Below are 22,026 nucleotides of genomic sequence, written 5' to 3' on the forward strand. Positions count from 1 at the left end.
CGCCGCCGCCCCGGCCCGCGCCCGCCGCGGAGACCGGCCGCGAGACCTCGCGCCGCGGCCACCTCCGCGTGCTCACCACCGACTGACCGTCGCGTCACGGCCGACCACTAGGGTCTGCGGCATGGCCCTCGACCCTGCCACCATCCACGCCATCTTCAAGGCGTACGACGTCCGCGGGACCGTGCCCGACCAGCTCGACGAGGAGCTCGCCCGGGCCACGGGACGTGCGTTCGTGCAGGTGGTCGGCACCAGCGAGGTCGTCGTCGGCTACGACATGAGGCCCAGCTCGCCCGGCATGGCCGGCGCGTTCGCCGACGGCGCGATGCAGGCGGGCGCCGACGTCACGATGATCGGGCTGGCCTCGACCGACCAGCTCTACTTCGCCTCCGGTCACCTCGCGATGCCCGGCGTGATGTTCACCGCGAGCCACAACCCCGCGCAGTACAACGGCATCAAGATGTGCCGCTCGCTGGCGACCCCGATCGGGCTCGAGACCGGCCTGGCCGAGATCCGCGACCTCGTCGTGTCCGGCGAGTTCGCCACGGCCGGGCGCAGCGGCTCGATCAGTGAGCACGACGTGCTCGAGGCCTACGCCGCCCACCTGCTCTCCCTCGCCCCGGTGACCGGCCGCACGCTCAAGGTCGTCGCCGACGCCGGCAACGGGATGGCCGGCTACACCGCGCCCGCCGTGTTCGGCCGCCTGGGCGACGCCGTCGAGCTGGTGCCGATGTACTTCGAGCTCGACGGCACCTTCCCCAACCACGAGGCCAACCCGATCGAGGCCGACAACCTCGTCGACCTGCAGGCCAAGGTGCTCGAGGTCGGCGCCGACATCGGCCTGGCCTTCGACGGCGACGCCGACCGGTGCTTCCTCGTCGACGAGCTCGGCCGCGCCGTGTCGCCGTCGACGCTGACGGCGCTGATCGCCGAGCGCGAGCTCGCCAAGGACCCCGGCGCCACGATCATCCACAACCTGATCACCAGCCGCGCCGTGCCCGAGCTCGTCACCGAGCTCGGCGGCAAGCCGGTCCGCACCCGCGTCGGCCACTCGTTCATCAAGGCGACGATGGCCGAGACCGACGCGATCTTCGGCGGCGAGCACAGCGGCCACTTCTACTTCCGCGACTTCTGGCGCGCCGACTCCGGCATGCTCGCCGCGCTGCACGCGCTTGCGGCCCTGGCCGGCCACGACGGCACGCTCAGCGACCTGCTGGCCCGCTACGAGCGCTACCCGCTGTCGGGCGAGATCAACTCGACCGTCGCCGACGCGCTGGCCGTCGCCGCAGCCGTCGAGGCGGCGTACGACGGCCGCGACGGCGTCACCACCGACCACCTCGACGGGCTGACCGTGAGCCACGCCGACTGGCAGTTCAACGTCCGTCCGTCCAACACCGAGCCGCTGCTGCGGCTCAACGTGGAGGGCAAGGACGAGGCGACCATGACGGCGGTGCGCGACGAGGTGCTCGCCCTGATCCGCGGAGGTGCCTGACATGGCAAGCCAAGGAATCGACCCGGCCCTGCTCGAGATCATCGTCTGCCCCGACTGCCGCGGTGAGCTCGCGCTGGTCGAGGGGGCCGGAGGATCCGAGACCGAGCTGGTCTGCCAGTCGTGCGGGCTGGCCTACCCGGTGCGCGACGACATCCCGGTGCTGCTGGTCGACGAGGCCCGCCGGCCGTGAGCTGGTTCGACGAGTCGCGGCTCGACGACGAGGTCGCCATCGGCGCCGCCGACCTGCGGCTGCGCACGCTCGCCGAGTCCGGCGCCCGCGTACGCCGTGAGGCCGGGGGAGCCGCCGAGGCCACCGCGATCGGGGTGACCCGTGCCCAGGAGGCCCGGCCCCGGGCCGTCATCGCAGCCGGACCCGACTCGCGGCTGCTCCGTGCCGTCCTCGAGCCGTTCTGCCCGGTGCCGTTCGTCGCCTGGCCCGGCCCCGCGCTGCCCGGCTGGGCCGGCAGCCTCGACCTGGTCGTCGTCCTCGCGCCCGTCGGCTCCGACTCCGGCACCGCCTCGGCCGTCGCCGAGGCCGTGCGCCGGGGCTGCCAGGTCGTCGTCGCCTGCCCGGCGTCGTCGATGGTCGCCGAGCACGCCCAGGGCCGGTGGACCACCGTGCTGCCGACCGTCACCGACGACCAGCTCGCCACCGCCGTCGTGATGCTGTCCTACCTCCACCAGGTCGGGCTCGGCCCCGAGGCGGAGGCCGACACCGTCGCCGAGGCCCTCGACGCCGTCGCCATCAGCTGCTCGCCCCACCGCGACATCTCGATCAACCCGGCCAAGATGCTCGCCATCTGCCTCGCCGACGCCAACCCGCTCGTGTGGGGCGGCTCCGTCCTCGCCGCCCGCGCGGCCCGCCGCGTCGCGGAGTCGATCCGCCGCTCCAGCGGCCGTACCGCCCTCGCCGGCGACGCCGAGCACCTGCTGCCCGTCATCGAGGCCACCCGCCCGCGCGACGTCTTCGTGGACCCCTTCGCCGAGAGCAGCGCCGGCGACCTGCGCCCGGTGCTCGTCGTCCTCGACGACGGCGCCGACGACCCCGTCATCCGCGAGCACCGTGGCCGGCTCCAGGCCGAGGCCGCCGATCGCGGCGTACGCGTGGAGACCGTCACCTCCGACGCCGCCGGCGAGGTCGCCCGCTACGCCTCGCTGCTGCTCACCGGCACCTACGCCGCGGAGTACCTGCGGCTGGGGCTCGTCGACGACTGAGCGGGTGTGCCCGGCGGCCGGTCGGCAGTTCTCCCTGACAGCCGGGGACTTCGACCCTTGTCAGGGGTTGCAACCCCTGACAACGTCCGGAATCCCCGGCCGGCCGGGGAATCCGCCACCAGCCGGGCGGCAAAAAAGCCGCAGCCCTCGGACCCACCCGACCCGCCCGACCCCTACTCGTCCGACAACCGGACGATTGGAAGTCCTCAGGAGCCCTGGCTAACGTCCCTCGAATGCCTGCTCGGGATCCGTGGTTCGACAACGCCAAGATGGCGCTGGTCACCCTGGCCGTGGTGGGCCACGCCTGGAGCCTGCTGCTGCCGGACTCCACGACCAACAGCTGGCTCTACGACTTCCTCTACGTGTGGCACATGCCGGCGTTCGTGCTGGTCAGCGGCTACTTCTCGAGGTCCTTCGACTTGTCCTCGACCCGGGTGCGCGCCCTCGTCGCGACGCTCGTCGTGCCGTTCGTCGTCTACCAGGCCGCGCTCGCGTGGTTCCAGGCCGGCATCGGGTGGGGCGCGCCGGAGCACCCCTACCTCCAGCCGCTGTGGCCGCTCTGGTACCTCGTCGCCCTCGTCCTGTGGCGCCTCGCCGCGCCCGCGTTCCTGAGGCTCCCGGCCGGTGTCGCGATCGCGGCCGCCGTGGCGATCAGCCTCGTCGGCGGCACGCTCGACCTGTCCTACCTGAGCCTCTCGCGGGTGGTGGGCATGCTGCCGTTCTTCGTGATCGGCCTGGTGGCGACGCCCGAGTGGGTCGCCCGGGTCCGTACGCCGGCCGCGCAGCAAGCCGGCGTCGTGTGCCTGCTGCTGACGCTCTGGGTCGTGCGCGACCTCGACTCCTGGGCCGGCACGTGGTGGCTCTACTTCCGCCCCTACGACGTCCTGGCCGCGGGCCCGGTCGACGGGATGCTCACGCGCGCGGCGCTGCTCGGGCTGGCGCTCGGCTGCTCGCTCGGGGCCCTGTCGCTGGTGCCGGGCGTCGACGGCTGGTTCGCCAGGATGGGCGCCGCCACGATGGTCGTCTACCTCGTCCACGGCTTCGTGGTGCGCGGCGTGGACGCCGCGGGCGTCTTCGACTGGACCACGGCCCACCCGGGCCTCGGGCGGCTGGTCGTCGTCCCGGCGGCGGTCGGCCTGGCGCTCGCGCTCGCGTCGCCCCCCGCCGTGCGCCGGCTGGGCCCGTTGGTCGACCCGGTCGGCTGGTGGCGTGGTCGGGCCCGCCCCGCCGCGCCCCTCGCGGCCACGAGGGCCGAGCCGGTCCGGGCGCCACGGCCGACGCGGACGCTCGACCCCACTCGTCTAGTCTGACCCGGGTGAGTGCTGGCCTCTTCGGACTTCTCGACGACATCGCCGCGCTCGCGCGCCTCGCTGCAGCATCGGTCGACGACGTCGCCGCCGCCGCGGGCCGAGCCAGTGCCAAGGCAGCCGGGGTGGTGGTCGACGACACGGCCGTGACGCCGCAGTACGTCCAGGGCGTCGCCGCCCAGCGCGAGCTCCCGATCATCAAGAAGATCGCCGTCGGGTCCTTGCGCAACAAGATCCTCTTCATCCTCCCCGCGGCCCTGCTGCTCAGCGAGTTCGCGCCCGACTGGGTGCTGCCGCTGATCCTCGTGTGCGGCGGCACGTTCCTCGCCTACGAGGGCGCCGAGAAGGTGTGGGAGCGCCTCAGCGGCCACCACCCGGCCGAGGCGGAGAAGTCCGCCGAGATCAGCCCCGAGCAGGAGAAGACGATGATCGGCGGCGCGATCCGCACCGACTTCATCCTCTCCGCCGAGATCATGGTCATCGCGCTCAACGAGGTGAAGGACGAGGCGTTCGTGTCTCGCGCGATCATCCTCGCCGTCGTCGCGGTCGGCATCACGGTCCTCGTCTACGGCGTGGTCGGACTGATCGTGAAGATGGACGACGTCGGCCTCGCCCTCGCCCAGCGCTCGTCGGCCCTGGCGCAGCGGGTCGGTCTCGCGCTCGTCCGCGCCATGCCCGGCCTGCTCGCCACCATCTCGGTCGTCGGCACCGCCGCGATGCTCTGGGTCGGCGGCCACATCCTGCTCGTCCAGCTCCACGAGCTCGGCGTCGACCCGCCCTACGACGCCGTCCACCACCTCGAGGAGGAGGCTGCCCACGCCCTCGACGCCATCGGCGGCATCGTCGGCTGGCTGGTCAACACCGCGCTGTCGGCCGTCGTCGGCATCGTCGTCGGCGCGGTCGTCGTGGCCGTCATGCACGTGCTGCCGACCCGCGGGCACGGCGCCGCGGCGCACTGACGCCCGTCGGACCGGCGCGCGTCGTCGATTCCTATATCAGGCGGGGCTGTCCTAGGCTTGCCGGGTCCGCGTGGGAGATCCCATTTGACGCGCAGATGCGCGACGCAGACACCAGTTCAGCACTCTCTGAGGAGACACCCGTGGACTTCAAGGTCGCAGACCTTTCCCTGGCCGACTATGGCCGTACCGAGATCGAGCTCGCCGAGCACGAGATGCCGGGCCTGATGGCGATGCGCGAGCGCTTCGGCGACTCCAAGCCGCTCGCCGGCGCCCGGATCACGGGCTCGCTGCACATGACGATCCAGACCGCCGTGCTCATCGAGACGCTCACCGCGCTCGGTGCCGAGGTCCGCTGGGCCTCGTGCAACATCTTCTCGACCCAGGACCACGCCGCCGCCGCGGTGGCCGTCGGCCCGACCGGCACCCCCGACGCCCCCGCCGGCGTCCCCGTCTTCGCCTGGAAGGGCGAGACGCTCGAGGAGTACTGGTGGTGCACCCAGCAGATCCTCATGTGGCCCGACGGCAAGTTCGCCAACATGATCCTCGACGACGGTGGTGACGCCACCCTGCTGGTCCACCTCGGTGTCGAGATGGAGAAGACCGGCGTCGCTCCCGACCCGGCCTCCGCCAAGAGCCACGAGCAGAAGATCATCTTCGACGTGCTCAACGCCTCGCTGGCCGAGACCAACGAGCGCTGGACCCCCATCGCCGGTGAGATCAAGGGCGTCACCGAGGAGACCACCACCGGTGTGCTGCGTCTCTACGACATGATGAAGGAGGGGTCGCTCCTCTTCCCCGCCATCAACGTCAACGACTCGGTCACCAAGTCGAAGTTCGACAACAAGTACGGCTGCCGCCACTCGCTCATCGACGGCATCAACCGCGCGACCGACGTCCTCATCGGCGGCAAGGTCGCGGTCGTCGCCGGCTACGGCGACGTCGGCAAGGGCTGCGCCGAGTCCCTCCGTGGCCAGGGCGCCCGCGTCATCGTCACCGAGATCGACCCGATCTGCGCGCTCCAGGCGGCCATGGACGGCTACCAGGTCGACACCCTCGACAACGTGCTCGAGATCGCCGACATCATCATCACCGCGACCGGCAACAAGGACGTCGTGACCGTCGACCAGATGTCGCGGATGCGCCACAACGCGATCCTCGGCAACATCGGCCACTTCGACAACGAGATCGACATGGCCGGCCTCGAGGCCGACGGCGTCGCCTCGCGCAAGAACGTCAAGCCGCAGGTCGACGTCTGGACCTTCCCCGCGGGCAACGCGATCATCGTGCTCTCCGAGGGTCGCCTGATGAACCTGGGCAACGCGACCGGCCACCCGTCGTTCGTCATGTCGAACTCGTTCACCAACCAGGTGCTCGCGCAGATCGAGATCTTCACCAAGCCCGAGGACTACCCGGTCGGCGTCTACGTCCTGCCGAAGCACCTCGACGAGGAGGTCGCCCGCCTCCACCTCGACGCCCTCGGCGTCAAGCTGACCACCCTCAGCGAGGACCAGGCCTCCTACCTCGGCGTTGCCGTCGAGGGGCCCTACAAGGCCGAGGCATACCGGTACTGATCGAGCCTCGGCCGAGCTTGCGCGGCCGCGGCCGACCAGGCCGGGACGCCTCGAAGGTGGTCGAGCAGCCGCGTCGCGACTGAGCTCGCGAAGTCGCGGACGGATGTCGAGACCCCCGCAGGACCACGTCAACGCCACCACGGACACCGTGGTGGCGTTGGCTGTCTTCACGACGGTGTACGCCGGACTCGTTCACGTACCTGACACAATGAAGGACATGAGTGAACCGACGAGCGACCTGGCGACCAACGGTCGCGTGCTCGTCGTCGACGACGACGCCGCGCTGGCCGAGATGCTCTCCATCGTGCTGCGCCAGGAGGGCTTCGACTCCCAGACCGTCGGCCGCGGCGACCAGGCGCTGAGCGCCTTCCGCGACTACCGCCCCGACGTCGTCCTGCTCGACCTGATGCTCCCCGGCCGCGACGGCATCGACGTCTGCAAGGAGATCCGGGCCGAGTCCGGCGTACCGATCGTGATGCTGACCGCCAAGGGCGACACCGTCGACATCGTCGTCGGTCTCGAGTCCGGCGCCGACGACTACGTCGTCAAGCCGTTCAAGCCCAAGGAGCTCGTCGCCCGCATCCGCGCGCGGGTGCGCCGCAAGGAGCAGGGCGACCCCGGCCAGCAGGAGTCGCTGTCGATCGGCGACCTCGCCATCGACGTCGACGGCCACTCGGTCACCCGCGACGGCACCACCATCTCGCTGACGCCGCTCGAGTTCGACCTGCTGCTCTGCCTGGCCCGCAAGCCGTGGCAGGTCTTCACGCGCGAGATGCTGCTCGAGAAGGTGTGGGGCTACCGCCACGCGGCCGACACCCGGCTGGTCAACGTCCACGTGCAGCGGTTGCGCTCCAAGGTCGAGCACGATCCCGAGCACCCCGAGATCGTGGTGACCGTGCGCGGCGTCGGCTACAAGGCCGGCAAGGGCTGACGGGTCGTGGCCCGGGGTCGCAGGCTCCACCCACCGGCCGGCGTACGCCGAGCACTCACCTTCTGGCGCCGCTCCACCCAGGCCCGGGTGGTGGTCAGCACCCTGGTGCTGTCGGCGGTCGTCATCAGCGCCGTCGGCTGGTACCTCCTGCGCGAGACGCGCGACGGCCTGCTCGACAGCCGGGTCGACACCGTCCTCGCCGAGGCGGCCAACGAGACGCGTGACGCCGAGGAGCGCCTCGAGTCGGTCTCGGGCCGCGACACCGACGTCGCCGCCCAGCTCCGGGTGCTGGCCGACACGATCATCCGCCGCGGCGAGACGCGTGGCTACAGCGTCGTCGTGGCAGGCCCGGTCGACGAGAACCGCGCGGTCGAGGACGGCGCCGCCAGCTTCAGCACCGGGCTCGACCTCGGCGCGAGCGTGCCCGACAGCCTGCAGGACCGGCTGGCCACGGTCGGCGCGACACCGGCGTGGACCTACACCCGCATCGTGACCCGGCCCGACGGCGCCGACGGTCCGGTCGAGCGGTCGGCGATCGTCGTCGGCTCGCAGGTGCGGCTCCCGGCCGACAACCGCACCTACGCCATCTACCTGCTCTACCCGCTCGACGAGGAGCAGGAGACGCTCGACCTCGTCACGCAGGCCCTGCTCACCGCGGCCGTGCTGCTGCTGGTCCTGGTCGCGGGCCTCACCTGGCTCGTGACCCGGCAGGTCGTGACGCCCGTGCGCCTGGCCCGCCAGGTCGCCGAGCGGCTGGCCGCCGGGCGGCTGCAGGAGCGACTTCAGGTCAAGGGCGAGGACGACGTCGCGCGCCTGGCCATCTCCTTCAACCAGATGGCGAGCAACCTGCAGCGCCAGATCCGCCAGCTCGAGGAGCTCAGCCGGGTGCAGCGCCGCTTCGTCTCCGACGTCTCCCACGAGCTCCGGACCCCGCTGACCACCGTCCGGATGGCCGGCGACGTGCTCCACGACGCTCGTGGGCGCTTCGACCCGGGCACCGCCCGGGCGGCCGAGCTGCTCCAGACCGAGCTCGACCGGTTCGAGACGCTGCTGGCCGACCTGCTCGAGATCAGCCGCTTCGACGCCGGTGCGGCCGTGCTCGACCTCGAGGACGTCAACCTCGGCGACGTCGTACGCCGGGTGGTCGTCTCGACCCGGGCGCTCGCCGACCAGCGTGGCGTGCGGATCGCCGTCGTCGACGCCGGCCGTCCCTGCCTGGCCGAGGCCGACGCCCGGCGCGTCGAGCGGATCGTCCGCAACCTGGTCACCAACGCCATCGACCACGCCGCGGTGGGCGGCCGGGAGCCCGGCATCGTCATCCTGCTCGGTGTCGACGCGGACGCCTCGGCGGTCGCGGTCCGCGACTACGGCGTCGGGCTCGAGCCGGGGGAGTCGGCCATGGTCTTCAACCGGTTCTGGCGGGCCGACCCGGCTCGCGCCCGGACCAGCGGCGGCACTGGCCTCGGGCTGTCGATCGCGCTCGAGGACACCCACCTGCACGGCGGCTGGCTCCAGGCCTGGGGTCGCCCCGGCGGCGGCGCCCAGTTCCGCCTGACCCTGCCGCGCCGCGCCGGGTTCGCCCTGCGGCGCAGCCCGCTCCCGCTGCAGCCCGCGGACGCCGTCGACCCCGACGACGACCGCCGGCCCCGACCGTCGCAGGCCGCGCGATGAGGGCGCGTCCGTGGCGGGTGATGGCGGCCGCGCTGAGCCTGGTCGTCCTGGTGTCCGGCTGCACCGGCCTGCCCGACTCGGGCCCGGTGGTCGACGCCGACGCCCGGTCCTCGGTCGACGACGCCCGGGCCAGCGACATCAACGCGGTGCCGCCGGTGCCGGGCATGGAGGCGGGGGAGGTCGTCGACGGCTTCCTCGACGCGATGACGGCCTCGCCGATCCGGGTCGACGTCGCCAAGCAGTTCCTCTCGGCGTCGGCCGCGACCGAGTGGGAGCCCGATGCGGGCACCATCACCTACGCGCGCAGCCAGCAGCTCCGCGAGGAGCAGCTGCTGGTGTCGGTGCAGCTCACCGACGCCGAGCGCCTGGGGCGGTCGGGGGGCTACCTCAACCGGTTGTCGGGCGCCGAGGAGACCCTGCGCTTCCACCTCACGCTCGAGGCCGGCGAGTACCGCATCACCGACCCGCCCGACGCGCTCGTCGCACCCCGCAGCTGGTTCACCCAGCGCTACCGGCCGGCCTCGCTCTACTACTTCGACCCCAGCGGCCGGATCCTGGTGCCGCAGCCGGTCTACGTGCCCCGCGGTCCGCAGCTCGCGGCCAACCTGGTCAGCCGTCTCGTCGAGGGGCCCGACCGCGACCTGTCCCGCGTCATCCGGTCCTACCTGCCGACCGGCCTCGACCCGCGGGTCTCGGTCGACATAGGCCCCGACGGCGTCGCCAGCGTCGACCTGGGTGGCGAGGCGGGGGCGAGCAGCGGACCCGCCGCCGAGCGGCTGCTCGCGCAGCTCGCCTGGACCCTGCGCCAGCAGCCGGGCATCCGGGCGCTGAGGCTCACCCTCGGCGGGACCGCCGTCCGCGGCGCCGACGGCGACGACCTCTACGCCGTCGACGAGGCCGACTCCTACGACCCCAACGGCGCGGACCCGACCGAGGAGCTCTACGCCGTCCGCGACCGCAAGCTGCACACCCGCGACGGCAACGAGCTGGTGCCCGTGCGCGGCGTCTTCGGCTCGGGAGCCAGCCCGGTCCGCACCGCCACGCCCAACCTCGACGGCACCCGCGCCGCCGGCGTCGGGCTCGAGGGCCGCAGCCTGCTCGTCGCCGACCTCGCCGACCCGGGGCAGGGCGACCCCGAGAAGGCCGCCTTCGTCTTCCGCGGCACCGACCTGCTGGCCCCCGCCTGGGACTTCGCCGACCGCACCTGGGTCGTCGACCGGGCCGCCGGCCGCGCCGTCGTCCACGTCGTCGTCGACGGGCGCGACCGGGTCGTCGAGGTCGCGGGGGTGAGCGGGCTCGACGTCCGCTCCTTCCTCGTCTCGCGGGACGGCACGCGCTTCGTCGCCGTCGTCCGCGAGCGGGGCAGCGACCAGCTCCGGGTCGGACGCGTCGAGGCCGACGCCCTCGGCGACCTCGTCCGGGTCCGCAGCACCCGCCTCGTCGAGCTCGACCCGAGCCAGTCCCAGGGCATCGACGACATCGCCTGGACCTCCCCGACGACGCTGGGCCTGCTCGTCCCCATCGAGTCCGGCAAGCTCTACGAGGTCCGCACGATCGGCGTCGACGGCTCCCCGAGCAGCGCCGAGTCGCTGCAGTCGCAGGTGGTCGGGCCGGTCATCGGACTGGCCGGCTCCCCGCTGCCCGACCTGGCGACCTATGTCGTCACCCCCGACAGCTTCGTCGACCTGAGCGACGGCGACTCCTACGGGTTCGTCGACGGGTCGGCGACGAGCATCGACTACGCGGGCTGAGGGGTCGGGGCGGGGCGGGGCGGGCCGGGGCGGGGCGGGCCGGGGCGGCAGTTTCCCCCGACAGCCGGGGACTCCGACCCTTGTCAGGGGTTGCAACCCCTGACAAGGGTCGGAATCCCCGGCCGGCCGGGTAATCCGCCGCCCGCCCGGCCGCCCAGGAGTTTTCGGCTCGTCCACAGACCACGGCGACCGGGTGGTGGTGGGCGCGGATACCTGATGGGGTCGGGGGATGCCGACCAGCCTGCGCGACGCGGCCGCCGACCTCCTGCTCGGCGGGAGCTGCCTGGGCTGCGGCACCCCGGGCCGGCTGGTCTGCCCGGCGTGCCGGGCGGGGCTGCCGACCGAGGCGACGCCGCACTGGCCGACCCCGCCCCCGCCGGGGCTGGTGACGCCCTACGCCGTGACGGCGTACGACGGGCTCGTGCGCGCGCTCGTCCTCGGGCACAAGGAACACCGGCTGCTGGCCCTCACCCCGGTGCTGGGCCGGCTGCTGGCGTGCTCGGTGGCCGCCGCTACCGGCGCTACCGCTGCGACCGCCGCGACCGCCGGCACCGGCGGGTCCGGGGCGCTGGTGCTGGTCCCGGTGCCGTCGCGACCGGCGACGGTCCGGGCGCGTGGTCACGACCCGATGCTGGCGATGACGCGCGAGGCCGCCCGGGCGCTCGGACCCGTCGTGTCCGTCGTACCCCTGCTGCGGTCGCGGCCAGGCGTGGTCGACCAGGCCGGGCTCGACGTCGCGCACCGGCGCGCCAACCTCGCCGGGTCGATGGCGGTGCGCGACCGGCCGCTGCGGGCGCTGGTGCGGCGGGGGAGGCCCGTCCACGTGGTGCTCTGCGACGACGTGCTGACCACGGGCAGCACCGCCCGGGAGGCCCAGCGCGCCCTGGCCGCCGTCGGGATCGACGTCCTGGCGGTCGCGGTGGTGGCGGCGACGGCACGCAGGTCATCCGATCGGATGGTTCTCGGTCAACTCTCAGCCCCAGAGGTTCCGCCGCCCCCACGCACGCACTAACGTCACTGCATGGAGTCCGTCCGGGTCCGTGGTTGCGTCGTCCCGGGGGCAGCCCTGGGCCGACAAGCCGATGCCAGTCGCAGGCAAAACGGCCCACGTAACCCGCGCTCGTCGCGGGGATCACGGTGCGGCTTAGTAGTAAGTCCTGCCTCGTCCTGGCCGTCAGATGCGGCCTGCCCTCCGGGGTGGCGGGAGAAGGCCAGTAGTGGCACTGAGCTGCGAGAGCCTCAGCAGGCGGTTGTGGGGTCGAAGACCAGGTCGGCCGGACGGACTCCTCTGCACGAGCACGACTGATCACCGAGCAACCAATCGCTAGCGGGAGGTTCATCATGGATGTTGTCGTCACCGGGCGTCACTGCGAGATCACCGAGTCGTTTCGAGGTCACTGCGCGGAGAAGCTGGCCAGGCTCGAGAAGCACGACCATCGGATCCAGCGGATCGACGTCGAGGTCGACTGCGAGCCCAACCCCCGGCAGCACGACAAGTCCATCCACGTCGAGCTCACGGCGTTCTCGAAGGGCCCGGTGATACGTGCCGAAGCCGCCGCCGACCACCAGATGGGCGCCCTCGACCTGGCCGTCGACAAGATGGCCGCGCAGATGCGTCGCGCGGCCGACCGGCGCCGCGTGCACCACGGCCGCCGTGCCCCCGTCTCGGTCGGACAGGCCCTCGCCGACGTCGAGACGCTCCTCGACGACGCACCGGCCGCCGAGGACGACGGCACGATCGAGCGCTCCGTCGGACCGATCGACGTGACCGGCGACGGGCCGCTCGTGGTGCGCGAGAAGACCCACCCGGCGACGCCGATGACCCTCGACCAGGCGATGTACGAGATGGAGCTCGTGGGTCACGACTTCTACCTCTTCGTCGACAAGGAGAGCGAGAAGCCGTCGGTCGTCTACCGCCGTCGCGGCTACGACTACGGCGTCATCTCGCTCGACGTCACGCCCGAGGAGTAGTCCGACCGGCAGAGCGGCGCCCGCACGGCGGCCGCGAGGCGTGACATGATCGCCTCGTGGCCACCAGTGGGGAACAGAGCCAGACCGATCGGGAGCCGATCCGCGTGCTCGTCGTCGACGACCAGCAGCTGTTCCGGCGCGGGCTCACCATGCTGCTCGCCGTGGAGCCCGGACTCGAGGTCGTGGGCGAGGCCGGCGACGGCATCGAAGGCACGACCCTCGCCGAGACCGCCGCCCCCGACGTCGTCCTGCTCGACGTACGGATGCCCAAGCGCTCGGGCATCGAGGCCTGCCTCGCGATCAAGCAGAGCGTCCCGTCGGCCAAGATCATCATGCTGACCGTCTCCGACGAGGAGGCCGACCTCTACGAGGCCGTCAAGAGCGGTGCCTCGGGCTACCTCCTCAAGGACTCCTCCATCGAGGAGGTGGCCCAGGCCATCCGCGTCGTCGCCGACGGCCAGTCCCTCATCAGCCCGTCGATGGCCATCAAGCTCATCGACGAGTTCAAGCAGATGTCGCGCCCCGAGCGCGAGAGCGGGCCCGCCCTGCGCCTCACCGAGCGCGAGCTCGACGTGCTGCGGCTGGTGGCCCAGGGCCACAGCAACAAGGAGATCGCGGCCCGCCTCTTCATCAGCGAGAACACCGTCAAGAACCACGTCCGCAACATGCTCGAGAAGCTCCAGCTGCACTCGCGCATGGAGGCCGTGATGTACGCCGTGCGCGAGAACCTCCTCGAGCTCCCGTAGGTCTCGCCCACGTCGGCTGAGGTGCGAGCGCAGCGATCCTCAAAGCCTTTTGTCGTGGGGTCTCTCTGTGTCCGGGTCGGGTGGCCGCGCGCGTAGCAGACCGCGTCTCGGCGTCAAGGACGCCTGCGGCGCCGCTTCGCGGTCGCCTGCGGCGATCCTTGACCCCGAGCCTCTCGCGGTCTGCTACCTGCGCGCTGTCGGCGCGGCCTCGCAAGCTCGGCGCGCCGCCGCTGGCGCGGCCACCCGACCCGGCGGTGCGTGAGCCACCGTTCTGGGCGATCTGAGGTGTCGGTTCGGTGGCGTGCTCACCGCCGGCCTGGGCCGGCTCGGGTGGGCGGTCAGTGAGCCACCGTTCTGGGCGATCTGAGGGACTGGTTCGGTGGCTGACGCACCGCCGGCCCGGGCCGGCAAGCCCGCGAGGTGAAGTTCTACGACGAAACTCCCGGTTCTAAGCCGAAGCTTCGTACGAGAACCGGGAGAAACGTCAGGGAAGCGTGACTGGGGGGACACATGAGGGCGCGGACAGCCCGACGCCGAGTGACCCGCAACCAGAAATCGTCCCCGTCGTCCGGTAGAACCGAGACGTGAGCCGCCCGCAGTCCCTCTCCCGCGCCCAGGCCCGCCGCGTCGCGCTGGCGGCCCAGGGGTTCCTCGACAAGCCCCACGACCCGCCGACGATGCGGACGGTGTCGCGCACCCTCGACCGTACGGGGGTGCTTCAGGTCGACTCGGTCAACGTGCTGGCGCGCGCCCACTACATGCCGCTCTACTCGCGGATGGGCGCCTACGACACCGGCCTGCTCGAGCGGGCGTCGACGGGTCGCCAGCAGCGGCGCCTCGTCGAGTACTGGGCGCACGTGCAGGCGTTCATGCCCGTCGAGCTCTGGCCGGCGATGGCCCACCGTCGCGACCACCACCGGACGAGCCGGGGCAAGTGGTCGTTCGTCGCCGAGGACGACGAGCTCGAGTCGCGGCTGCTGGCCGAGCTGGCCGACCGCGGGGCGTCGACCTCGCGCGACCTCGACGACGGCCTGCCGCGCAGCAAGGACAACTGGGGCTGGAACTGGTCGCGCACCCGCCGGATGCTCGACTTCCTCTACGCCGCCGGCGACGTCGCGATCGCGGGCCGCAACAGCCAGTTCGAGGTGCGCTACGACCTGCCCGAGCGGGTCCTGCCCGACGCCGTCCTCGCAGCGCCCGACCTCACGGTCGAGGAGCAGCACCTCGCGCTCGTACGCCGGGCCGCGCTGTCCCACGGGGTCGCGACGGTCAAGTGCCTGTCCGACTACTACCGGATGCGCACAGACGACACGGCCCGCGCCGTCGACACCATGGTGGAGACCGGTGAGCTCGAGCCCGTCTCGATCGAGGGGTGGAAGCGCCCGGCCTACCTCCACCGCGACGCCCGCCGGCCGCGTGCGATCGCGGCCCGGGCGCTGCTCAGCCCGTTCGACCCGGTCGTCTGGGAGCGCGAGCGCGCCGAGCAGCTCTTCGACTTCCACTACCGGATCGAGATCTACACGCCGGCCGAGAAGCGCCTCTACGGCTACTACGTGCTGCCGTTCCTGCTGCGTGACGAGCTCGTCGGCCGGGTCGACCTCAAGGCCGACCGGCCGACCCGGCGGCTGCTGGTCAAGGGCGCCTACGCCGAGGCCGGCGCCCCGGCCGACACCGCGCTCGAGCTCGCGGCCGAGCTGCGGCGGATGGCCGGGTGGCTCGGCCTCGACCAGGTCGTGGTCGAGGGTCGCGGCGACCTGGCCCCCGAGCTGGCCACCGAGCTGGCCACCGAGCTGGCCGGCGAGCTGGCCACCGAGTCATCCGCCGAGTCGGCCGCCGAGTCGGCCGCCGAGGAACGGTCCGTGGGCACGGCTCGTTAGGATGGAGCGCGGCCCGTTGTCCCGGGCCCGACCCCCACCCCAGACTCACCCGACTTCAGCCCAACCAGAGGATGTCACCGACGTGCCCGCCATCATCGACAAGCTCCTCCGCATCGGCGAGGGCAAGATCCTGCGCCAGCTCGAGTCCATCGCGAAGGCCGTCAACGCCATCGAGGACGAGTTCAAGGAGATGAGCGACGCCGAGCTCCAGGCGATGACGGGGGAGTTCAAGGAGCGCCTGGCCGAGGGCGCCACGCTCGACGACATCATGCCCGAGGCGTTCGCGACCGTCCGCGAGGCTTCGCGCCGGGTCACCGGCATGCGCCCCTTCGACGTCCAGATCATGGGTGGCGCGGCGCTCCACCTCGGCAACATCGCCGAGATGAAGACCGGTGAGGGCAAGACCCTCGTCGCGACCCTGCCGTCCTACCTCAACGCGCTGGCCGGCAACGGCGTCCACGTCGTGACCGTCAACGACTACCTCGCCAAGTTCCAGTCCGAGCAGATGGGTCGCATCCACCACTTCCTCGGCCTCACCGTCGGCGTGATCCTCCCGTCGATGCGCCCGGCCGAGCGTCGCGAGGCCTACAACTGCGACATCACCTACGGCACCAACAACGAGCTCGGCTTCGACTACCTGCGCGACAACATGGCCGGCTCGATCGAGGAGTGCGTCCAGCGCGGCCACTTCTTCTCCGTCGTTGACGAGGTCGACTCGATCCTCATCGACGAGGCCCGGACCCCGCTGATCATCAGCGGCCCGACGCAGGACGAGGTGAAGTGGTACGACGAGTTCGCCAAGATCGCCACCAAGCTCGTCCTCGACGAGGACTACGAGGTCGACGAGAAGAAGCGCACCATCTCGGTCCTCGAGCCCGGCATCACCAAGGTGGAGGACCACCTCGGCATCGAGAACCTCTACGAGTCGGTCAACACCCCGCTCATCTCGTTCCTCAACAACTCCATCAAGGCCAAGGCGCTGTTCCGCAACGACAAGGAGTACGTCGTCATGAACGGCGAGGTGCTCATCGTCGACGAGCACACCGGCCGCATGCTCGCGGGTCGCCGCTACAACGACGGCCTGCACCAGGCGATCGAGGCCAAGGAGGGCGTCCAGGTCCGCGAGGAGTACCAGACCCTCGCCACGATCACGCTGCAGAACTACTTCCGTCTCTACAAGACGCTGTCGGGCATGACCGGTACCGCCATGACCGAGGCCTCGGAGTTCGACAAGATCTACGGTCTCGGCGTCGTCCCGATCCCGACCAACCGCGAGATGGTCCGCAAGGACCAGGCCGACCTCGTCTACCGGACCGAGGAGGCCAAGTACGACGCCGTCGTCGAGGACATCGCCGAGCGCCACGAGCTCGGCCAGCCGATCCTGGTCGGCACGGTCTCGGTCGAGAAGTCGCAGCACCTCTCCGACAAGCTCAAGGAGAAGGGGATCGCCCACTCGGTCCTCAACGCCAAGGTCCACGCCGACGAGGCCAAGATCGTCGCGATGGCCGGCCACAAGGGCGCCGTCACCGTCGCCACCAACATGGCCGGTCGCGGCACCGACATCATGCTCGGCGGCTCGGTCGAGTTCCTCGCCGACGCCGAGTTGCGCAAGCAGGGCCTTGAGCCCGCCGGCGAGACCGCCGAGGCCTACGAGGCCGCCTGGCCCGAGATGCTCGAGAAGATCAAGGAGCAGGTCGGCAACGAGCACGATGAGGTCCGCGACCTCGGCGGCCTCTACGTCGTCGGCACCGAGCGCCACGAGTCGCGCCGCATCGACAACCAGCTGCGCGGGCGCTCCGGCCGCCAGGGCGACCCGGGCGAGTCGCGGTTCTACCTCTCGCTCGAGGACGAGCTGATGCGGCTCTTCAAGTCCGAGTGGGTCGACCGCGTCCTGACGATGCTCAAGATCCCCGACGACGTCCCGATCGAGAACAAGCGCGTCACCAACGCGATCGCCAACGCCCAGGGGCAGGTCGAGTCGCAGAACTTCGAGTCCCGCAAGAACGTCCTCAAGTACGACGACGTCATGGACCGCCAGCGCAAGGTGATCTACGGCGAGCGCCGCGAGGTGCTCGAGGGCGCCGACATCGAGGACCAGGTCCGCGAGTTCGTCGACGACGTCGTCGAGGGCACCGTGCGCGGCTCGCTAGAGGACTTCGCCGAGGAGTGGGACCTCGAGCAGCTGTGGACCGACCTCGCCCAGTTCTGGCCCGTCTCGATCACCCGCGAGGAGCTCATCGAGGGTGCCGGCGGCGAGCAGGGCGGCCTGACCAAGGACGAGCTCATCGCGACCCTGCAGAAGGACGCCCAGGCGGCCTACGACGCCCGCGAGGCCGAGGTGGGCGAGGAGGTCATGCGCGAGCTCGAGCGGCGCGTGCTGCTCTCGGTGCTCGACCGCAAGTGGCGCGAGCACCTCTACGAGATGGACTACCTGCGCGAGGGCATCTACCTGCGGGCCTACAGCCAGCGCGACCCGCTGGTGGAGTACCAGCGCGAGGGCTTCGACATGTTCGCCGCGATGATGGACGGCATCAAGGAGGAGGCCGTCGGCTTCCTGTTCAACCTCGAGGTCCAGGTCGAGGAGGACGAGGAGCCCGAGGACGGCGGCACCTACGACCCCTACGGTCTCGGTGGTGGCGACCCGGTCGTCGAGGAGCCGCTGATGCGCGAGCTCCCGTCCGAGCCCCAGCCGCTCGAGACGCCCGCCGCCCCGGTGCTGACCAAGCAGGTGCCGACCATCAGGGCCAAGGGGCTGGAGAAGCAGTCGATTCCGACCAACCTCCGCACCTCGGCGCCCAGCATCGACGGCGACAACGAGGTCGAGGAGAGCGGCAGCGGCACGGTCACCAACGCCGACGACGAGTACGCCGGCGTCGGCCGCAACGCCAAGTGCCCCTGCGGCTCGGGCAAGAAGTTCAAGCAGTGCCACGGCGCCCCCGGTGGGCCCCAGGGCGTCACCGCCCGCATCGGCTGACCCGATCCCGGCACCATACGACCGCGCGACCGCTGCACCCGCTGGGTGCGGCGGTCGTGGTGCGTCACGGGGGTCTCGAGCCGCAGTCGCGACCTCGTTCCTCGGTCGCGTGCTCCCTCGACCCGCTTGACGTCCGACCCGCTCGTTCCTCGCAGGACCGGGTCAAGCGAACTCCACCGCGGTGCACACCCAGCGTGTGGACCGACGCTCGAAGCGCGCGGCGACGGCACGGGACCGCTGGCCGTAGCGCACGTGCGCGCTGGTCTCGGCGACGTCGGCGGTGACGAAGCTGCTGTGCACCGACACCACGCGGGGTCGCACCGGCTGGACCCGGGCGACGCCCGGGACGTGGCCGCCGACGCGCGCCACCAGCTGCGCACGGCGCTCGAGGTCGGCGTAGACGTCGCGGCTGGTGTGCCGCACCAGCTGCGAGGTGGGCCGGTCGCCGCCGACGATCTCGACGACCGCCTGGACGAAGCGGTGCGCCCAGCCGTCGACCTCGCGCCGGCGGCGCAGGTCGCCCGCCGGCGGTGACGGCGGATCGAGGCGCGGCTGGAGGTCGAGCGCGAGGGTGCCCTGGGTGGCGGCCACCGGCATCGACAGCCTGAGCGGCACCACGTTCTCGTGGAAGAGCGGGGTGGGCGTGCGGGTGGACATGGCGCGTCTCCTCTCGGTCATGACTCGGGCGCGCGGAGGCGGAGCCCGGGGTGGATCAGGTCGGGGTCGGGGCCGACCACCGTGCGGTTGAGGTCGTGCAGGGCCGCGGTCGCCGCGGCCACCTCGGCGGCCGACGCCCCCGGGGGCAGCCGGGCGGCGGCGATGCGCCACAGGCTGTCGCCAGGCCGCACGACCACGGTCTCGGCGGGTGGCTGCTCGGCGGGCGCCCGGGCGGCGTGGGCCGGACCGACCGCCCGGTCGGGGAAGGGGAGGCCGTCGAGGGTCGTGGCCCGGTCCGCCTCGTCGGTGTGCGGGACGTCGTAGGACGCCTGGGCCGGGACGGCCGCCAGGACCGCGACCCCGCACGCCGCGAGCACCGTGCGCGACGCCCAGGCCGGCACGCCCGCCGTATGGCGAGGGGCCCGGCCGGGACGGGCGACCGCCTGGGCGACCACGACGGTGCACACGAGCCAGGCCCACGCCGAGCAGCCGGCCAGCGCCACGCCGGCGGTCGCGGCGACGAGCCGGTCGAACCGGTCGAACCCGTCGACGGGGGCGAGCGCGGACAGCGACCACCACGTGGTGACCGCCGCGACCACGGTCGTGACGACCCAGACGAGGAGGCAGCGCCCGACGGCAACCATCGAAGATTCGACCCCTACTGTGTGTTTGCTTGTGTTTGCCTCACTCAACGCCCGTTGAACTCATTCGTCAACCGGTTGTCCACAGGCCCGGCGACCCGGGCGTCGTAGAGTCCGCGGGTGCCCTGGGAGGACGAGCTGTTCGCGTTCCTCGACGACCTCGAGCAGCAAGCCGGGGCCCTCTGGGACGCCGACCGGGCGCCGGAGCTGGTCGACCGGGAGCGTGCGGAGTACCAGCAGGTCCCGCTCGCGGCGCGGCTGATGGCGTCGCTCGACCGCGACCTGACCCTCCACGTCACCGGTGTCGGGGCGGTGGCCGGGCGCCTCGAGCGCGTGGCCCGAGGGTGGTGCCTGCTCGCCGGCCTCGGTCAGGACTGGGTCGTGCGCCTCGCGGCCGTGGCAGCCGTCGACGGCGCCGCCGACCGGGCCGTCCCCGAGGTCGCCTGGTCGCCCGTGACCCGTCTGGGCCTGGGCTCCGCGCTACGCCGGCTCGCCGACGCGGGGGAGCGGTGCGTGGTCCACCGCACCGACGGGGCGCGCCACGACGGCGTACTGCGACGGGTCGGTCAGGACTTCGTCGAGGTCCTCGAGGGCGACCCGCCCCGCGTCACCCTGGTGGCCTTCGAAGCTGTCGCCGCGATCCAGAGCCGCGAGTCCTGACCAGGACGCCGAGTCGGCGAAGAGACTCAGTCTCTGCGCCGACTCGCGCTGTTCTGACTTCAACTCTGCGCCGACTCGGCGAGAGGGGTCAGGTGCTCTCGAGGTCGTAGGGCGGGACCTCGCCCTCGAGGAGGGGGCGGAGGCCGCGCTTCTTGGGCTTGGCGGCCTCCTCGCCGGCGTCCTCCATGGCCTCGACGATGTGCTTGCGCACGATGGCGCGGGGGTCGAGGTCGCGGAGCTCGAGATCGGCGAACTCGGGGCCGAGCTCCTCGCGCAGGTCGTCGCGGGCGGAGTTGGCGAACTCACGGGCCTTGCGAAGGATCGCGCCGGCCTGCTTGGCCAGCTCGGGCAGCTTGTCGGGGCCGAACACGACGATCGCGACCAGCGCGATCACGGCCATCTCGGCGAGGCCGACCCCGAACACGTGCCCGTCCTCAGAACTTGTTGCTCGGGGTGAGGCCGAGCTGCATGCCGGCGAGGCCACGGCCCCGTCCGGAGAGGCTCTCGGCGACCGAGGTCAGGACCAGGGCGGCCGGCGCGGTCGGGTCGGACTCGACGATCGGCTTGCCGACGTCACCGCCCTCGCGCAGCGAGACGTCGATCGGGATGCGACCGAGCACGGGCACGTCGTAGCCGAACCGCTGGCCCAGGGTGGCCGCGACGCGGTCGCCGCCGCCGGAGCCGAAGATCTCGATGCGGTGGTCCTTGCCCTCGGGGGTGCAGTGGGGGCAGGGCAGGAAGCTCATGTTCTCGACGACGCCGACGACCCGCTGGTGCATCATCGACGCCATCGTGCCGGCGCGCTCGGCGACCTCGGCGGCGGCCTCCTGGGGGGTCGTCACGACGATCACCTCGGCGCCCGGCAGGTGCTGGCCGAGCGAGATCGCGACGTCGCCGGTGCCGGGCGGCAGGTCGAGCAGGAGGACGTCGAGGTCGCCCCAGAAGACGTCGGAGAGCATCTGGACGAGCGCGCGGTCGAGCATCGGGCCGCGCCACGCGACCACCTGGTCGCGGCGGGGCTTGAGCATCCCGATCGAGATGACCGAGACGCCCGAGGCCGTGGGGACCGGCATGATCAGGTCGTCGACCTGGGTCGGCCGGGCGTCGGCCACACCGAGCATCGCGGGGACCGAGTGGCCGTAGACGTCGGCGTCGAGGACCCCGACGCGCATGCCCTGCTTGGCCATCGCGATGGCGAGGTTGACGGTGACCGACGACTTGCCGACCCCGCCCTTGCCGCTGGCGACGGCGAACACCTTGGTCAGGTTGCCCGGCTGGGAGAACGGGATCTCGCGCTGCGCCTGGCCGCCCTGGAGCGTGTCGCGCAGGCCGCTGCGCTGCTCGGCGGTCATCACGCCGAGGGTGAGGTCGACGTCGGTGACGCCCTCGAGGCGGGTGAGCGCGGCCGTCACGTCGCGCGTGATGGTGTCCTTGAGCGGGCACCCGGCGACGGTCAGCAGCACGGTGAGGTGGACGACGCCGGCGTCGTCGAGCTCGACGGTGTCGACCATGCCGAGCTCGGTGATCGGACGCTTGATCTCGGGGTCGTTGACGGTGGCCAGGGCGGCGTCGAGCTGCTCGCGAGTCGGTGCAGTCATGATGCTCG

General features: G+C 71.9%; 19 protein-coding genes. 15 read left to right on the top strand and 4 right to left on the bottom strand.

Going from position 1 to position 22,026, the window contains the following annotated elements; translation table 11 throughout:
- Positions 1-121: 121 nt before the first annotated feature.
- The 14 genes from Q7T52_RS08500 to secA all read left to right on the top strand — a co-directional run bounded on the left by Q7T52_RS08500 (position 122) and on the right by secA (position 18,462).
- Positions 122-1,489, top strand: a complete 1,368-nt coding sequence (locus Q7T52_RS08500; RefSeq protein WP_304801383.1) for a phosphomannomutase/phosphoglucomutase — start codon at positions 122-124, stop codon at positions 1,487-1,489.
- Positions 1,490-1,505: 16 nt separating this feature from the next.
- Positions 1,506-1,679 (top strand): Trm112 family protein, encoded by a 174-nt coding sequence (locus Q7T52_RS08505; protein ID WP_370692309.1) that lies wholly within the window; start codon positions 1,506-1,508, stop codon positions 1,677-1,679.
- The gene (locus tag Q7T52_RS08510; protein WP_304801388.1) at positions 1,676-2,704 is read left to right on the top strand and encodes an SIS domain-containing protein; all 1,029 of its coding nucleotides are present in this window, start codon (positions 1,676-1,678) and stop codon (positions 2,702-2,704) included. Before Q7T52_RS08505 ends, Q7T52_RS08510 begins: the two co-directional genes overlap by 4 nt.
- Positions 2,705-2,937: 233 nt before the next feature.
- Positions 2,938-4,014: an acyltransferase family protein gene (locus Q7T52_RS08515; RefSeq protein WP_304801390.1), complete on the top strand. Its 1,077-nt coding sequence runs from the start codon at positions 2,938-2,940 to the stop codon at positions 4,012-4,014.
- A 5-nt stretch (positions 4,015-4,019) separates the two neighbouring features.
- Positions 4,020-4,970: a DUF808 domain-containing protein gene (locus tag Q7T52_RS08520; protein ID WP_304801393.1), complete on the top strand. Its 951-nt coding sequence runs from the start codon at positions 4,020-4,022 to the stop codon at positions 4,968-4,970.
- 95 nt (positions 4,971-5,065) lie between these two features.
- Entirely contained in the window at positions 5,066-6,541 is a 1,476-nt protein-coding gene (gene ahcY, locus Q7T52_RS08525; RefSeq protein ID WP_304801396.1) for an adenosylhomocysteinase, read from the top strand.
- Between the two features lie 217 nt (positions 6,542-6,758).
- Entirely contained in the window at positions 6,759-7,472 is a 714-nt protein-coding gene (gene mtrA, locus Q7T52_RS08530; RefSeq protein ID WP_304801398.1) for an MtrAB system response regulator MtrA, read from the top strand.
- Between the two features lie 6 nt (positions 7,473-7,478).
- Positions 7,479-9,143: an MtrAB system histidine kinase MtrB gene (gene mtrB / locus Q7T52_RS08535; RefSeq protein ID WP_304801400.1), complete on the top strand. Its 1,665-nt coding sequence runs from the start codon at positions 7,479-7,481 to the stop codon at positions 9,141-9,143.
- On the top strand, positions 9,140-10,894 hold the full coding sequence (locus tag Q7T52_RS08540) for an LpqB family beta-propeller domain-containing protein (RefSeq protein WP_304801402.1): 1,755 nt from the start codon (positions 9,140-9,142) through the stop codon (positions 10,892-10,894). The genes mtrB and Q7T52_RS08540 overlap by 4 nt, the downstream gene beginning before the upstream one ends.
- A 229-nt stretch (positions 10,895-11,123) precedes the next feature.
- On the top strand, positions 11,124-11,906 hold the full coding sequence (locus Q7T52_RS08545) for a ComF family protein (protein ID WP_304801405.1): 783 nt from the start codon (positions 11,124-11,126) through the stop codon (positions 11,904-11,906).
- Between the two features lie 329 nt (positions 11,907-12,235).
- Positions 12,236-12,865 carry a ribosome hibernation-promoting factor, HPF/YfiA family gene (gene hpf / locus Q7T52_RS08550; protein WP_304801408.1) on the top strand — a complete coding sequence of 210 codons (630 nt, stop codon included), beginning with the start codon at positions 12,236-12,238 and terminating at the stop codon, positions 12,863-12,865.
- A 56-nt stretch (positions 12,866-12,921) separates the two neighbouring features.
- Entirely contained in the window at positions 12,922-13,611 is a 690-nt protein-coding gene (locus tag Q7T52_RS08555; protein ID WP_304801411.1) for a response regulator transcription factor, read from the top strand.
- A gap of 584 nt (positions 13,612-14,195) precedes the next feature.
- Positions 14,196-15,488 (top strand): winged helix-turn-helix domain-containing protein, encoded by a 1,293-nt coding sequence (locus Q7T52_RS08560; protein WP_304801413.1) that lies wholly within the window; start codon positions 14,196-14,198, stop codon positions 15,486-15,488.
- An 82-nt stretch (positions 15,489-15,570) separates the two neighbouring features.
- Positions 15,571-18,462 (top strand): preprotein translocase subunit SecA, encoded by a 2,892-nt coding sequence (gene secA, locus Q7T52_RS08565; RefSeq protein ID WP_304801416.1) that lies wholly within the window; start codon positions 15,571-15,573, stop codon positions 18,460-18,462.
- Between the two features lie 162 nt (positions 18,463-18,624).
- Here the strand turns inward: secA and Q7T52_RS08570 are convergent, their stop codons facing one another.
- Both Q7T52_RS08570 and Q7T52_RS08575 read right to left on the bottom strand, forming a co-directional pair.
- Positions 18,625-19,119 (bottom strand): Rv3235 family protein, encoded by a 495-nt coding sequence (locus Q7T52_RS08570; RefSeq protein ID WP_304801418.1) that lies wholly within the window; start codon positions 19,117-19,119, stop codon positions 18,625-18,627.
- 17 nt (positions 19,120-19,136) lie between these two features.
- Entirely contained in the window at positions 19,137-19,763 is a 627-nt protein-coding gene (locus Q7T52_RS08575) for a LysM peptidoglycan-binding domain-containing protein (protein ID WP_304801420.1), read from the bottom strand.
- A 117-nt stretch (positions 19,764-19,880) separates the two neighbouring features.
- On the opposite strand from Q7T52_RS08575, the gene Q7T52_RS08580 reads away from it, so the two are divergent.
- Positions 19,881-20,420: a hypothetical protein gene (locus Q7T52_RS08580; RefSeq protein ID WP_304801423.1), complete on the top strand. Its 540-nt coding sequence runs from the start codon at positions 19,881-19,883 to the stop codon at positions 20,418-20,420.
- 88 nt (positions 20,421-20,508) lie between these two features.
- Here Q7T52_RS08580 and Q7T52_RS08585 read toward each other — a convergent pair whose 3' ends face one another.
- Both Q7T52_RS08585 and Q7T52_RS08590 read right to left on the bottom strand, forming a co-directional pair.
- Complete coding sequence (locus tag Q7T52_RS08585; RefSeq protein WP_304801425.1) at positions 20,509-20,844, bottom strand: sec-independent translocase; 336 nt, start codon at positions 20,842-20,844, stop codon at positions 20,509-20,511.
- A 10-nt stretch (positions 20,845-20,854) separates the two neighbouring features.
- Complete coding sequence (locus Q7T52_RS08590; RefSeq protein WP_304801428.1) at positions 20,855-22,018, bottom strand: Mrp/NBP35 family ATP-binding protein; 1,164 nt, start codon at positions 22,016-22,018, stop codon at positions 20,855-20,857.
- Between the last annotated feature and the right edge of the window lie 8 nt (positions 22,019-22,026).

The sequence above is a fragment of the Nocardioides sp. genome (assembly GCF_030655615.1).
GTDB lineage: Bacteria > Actinomycetota > Actinomycetes > Propionibacteriales > Nocardioidaceae > Nocardioides.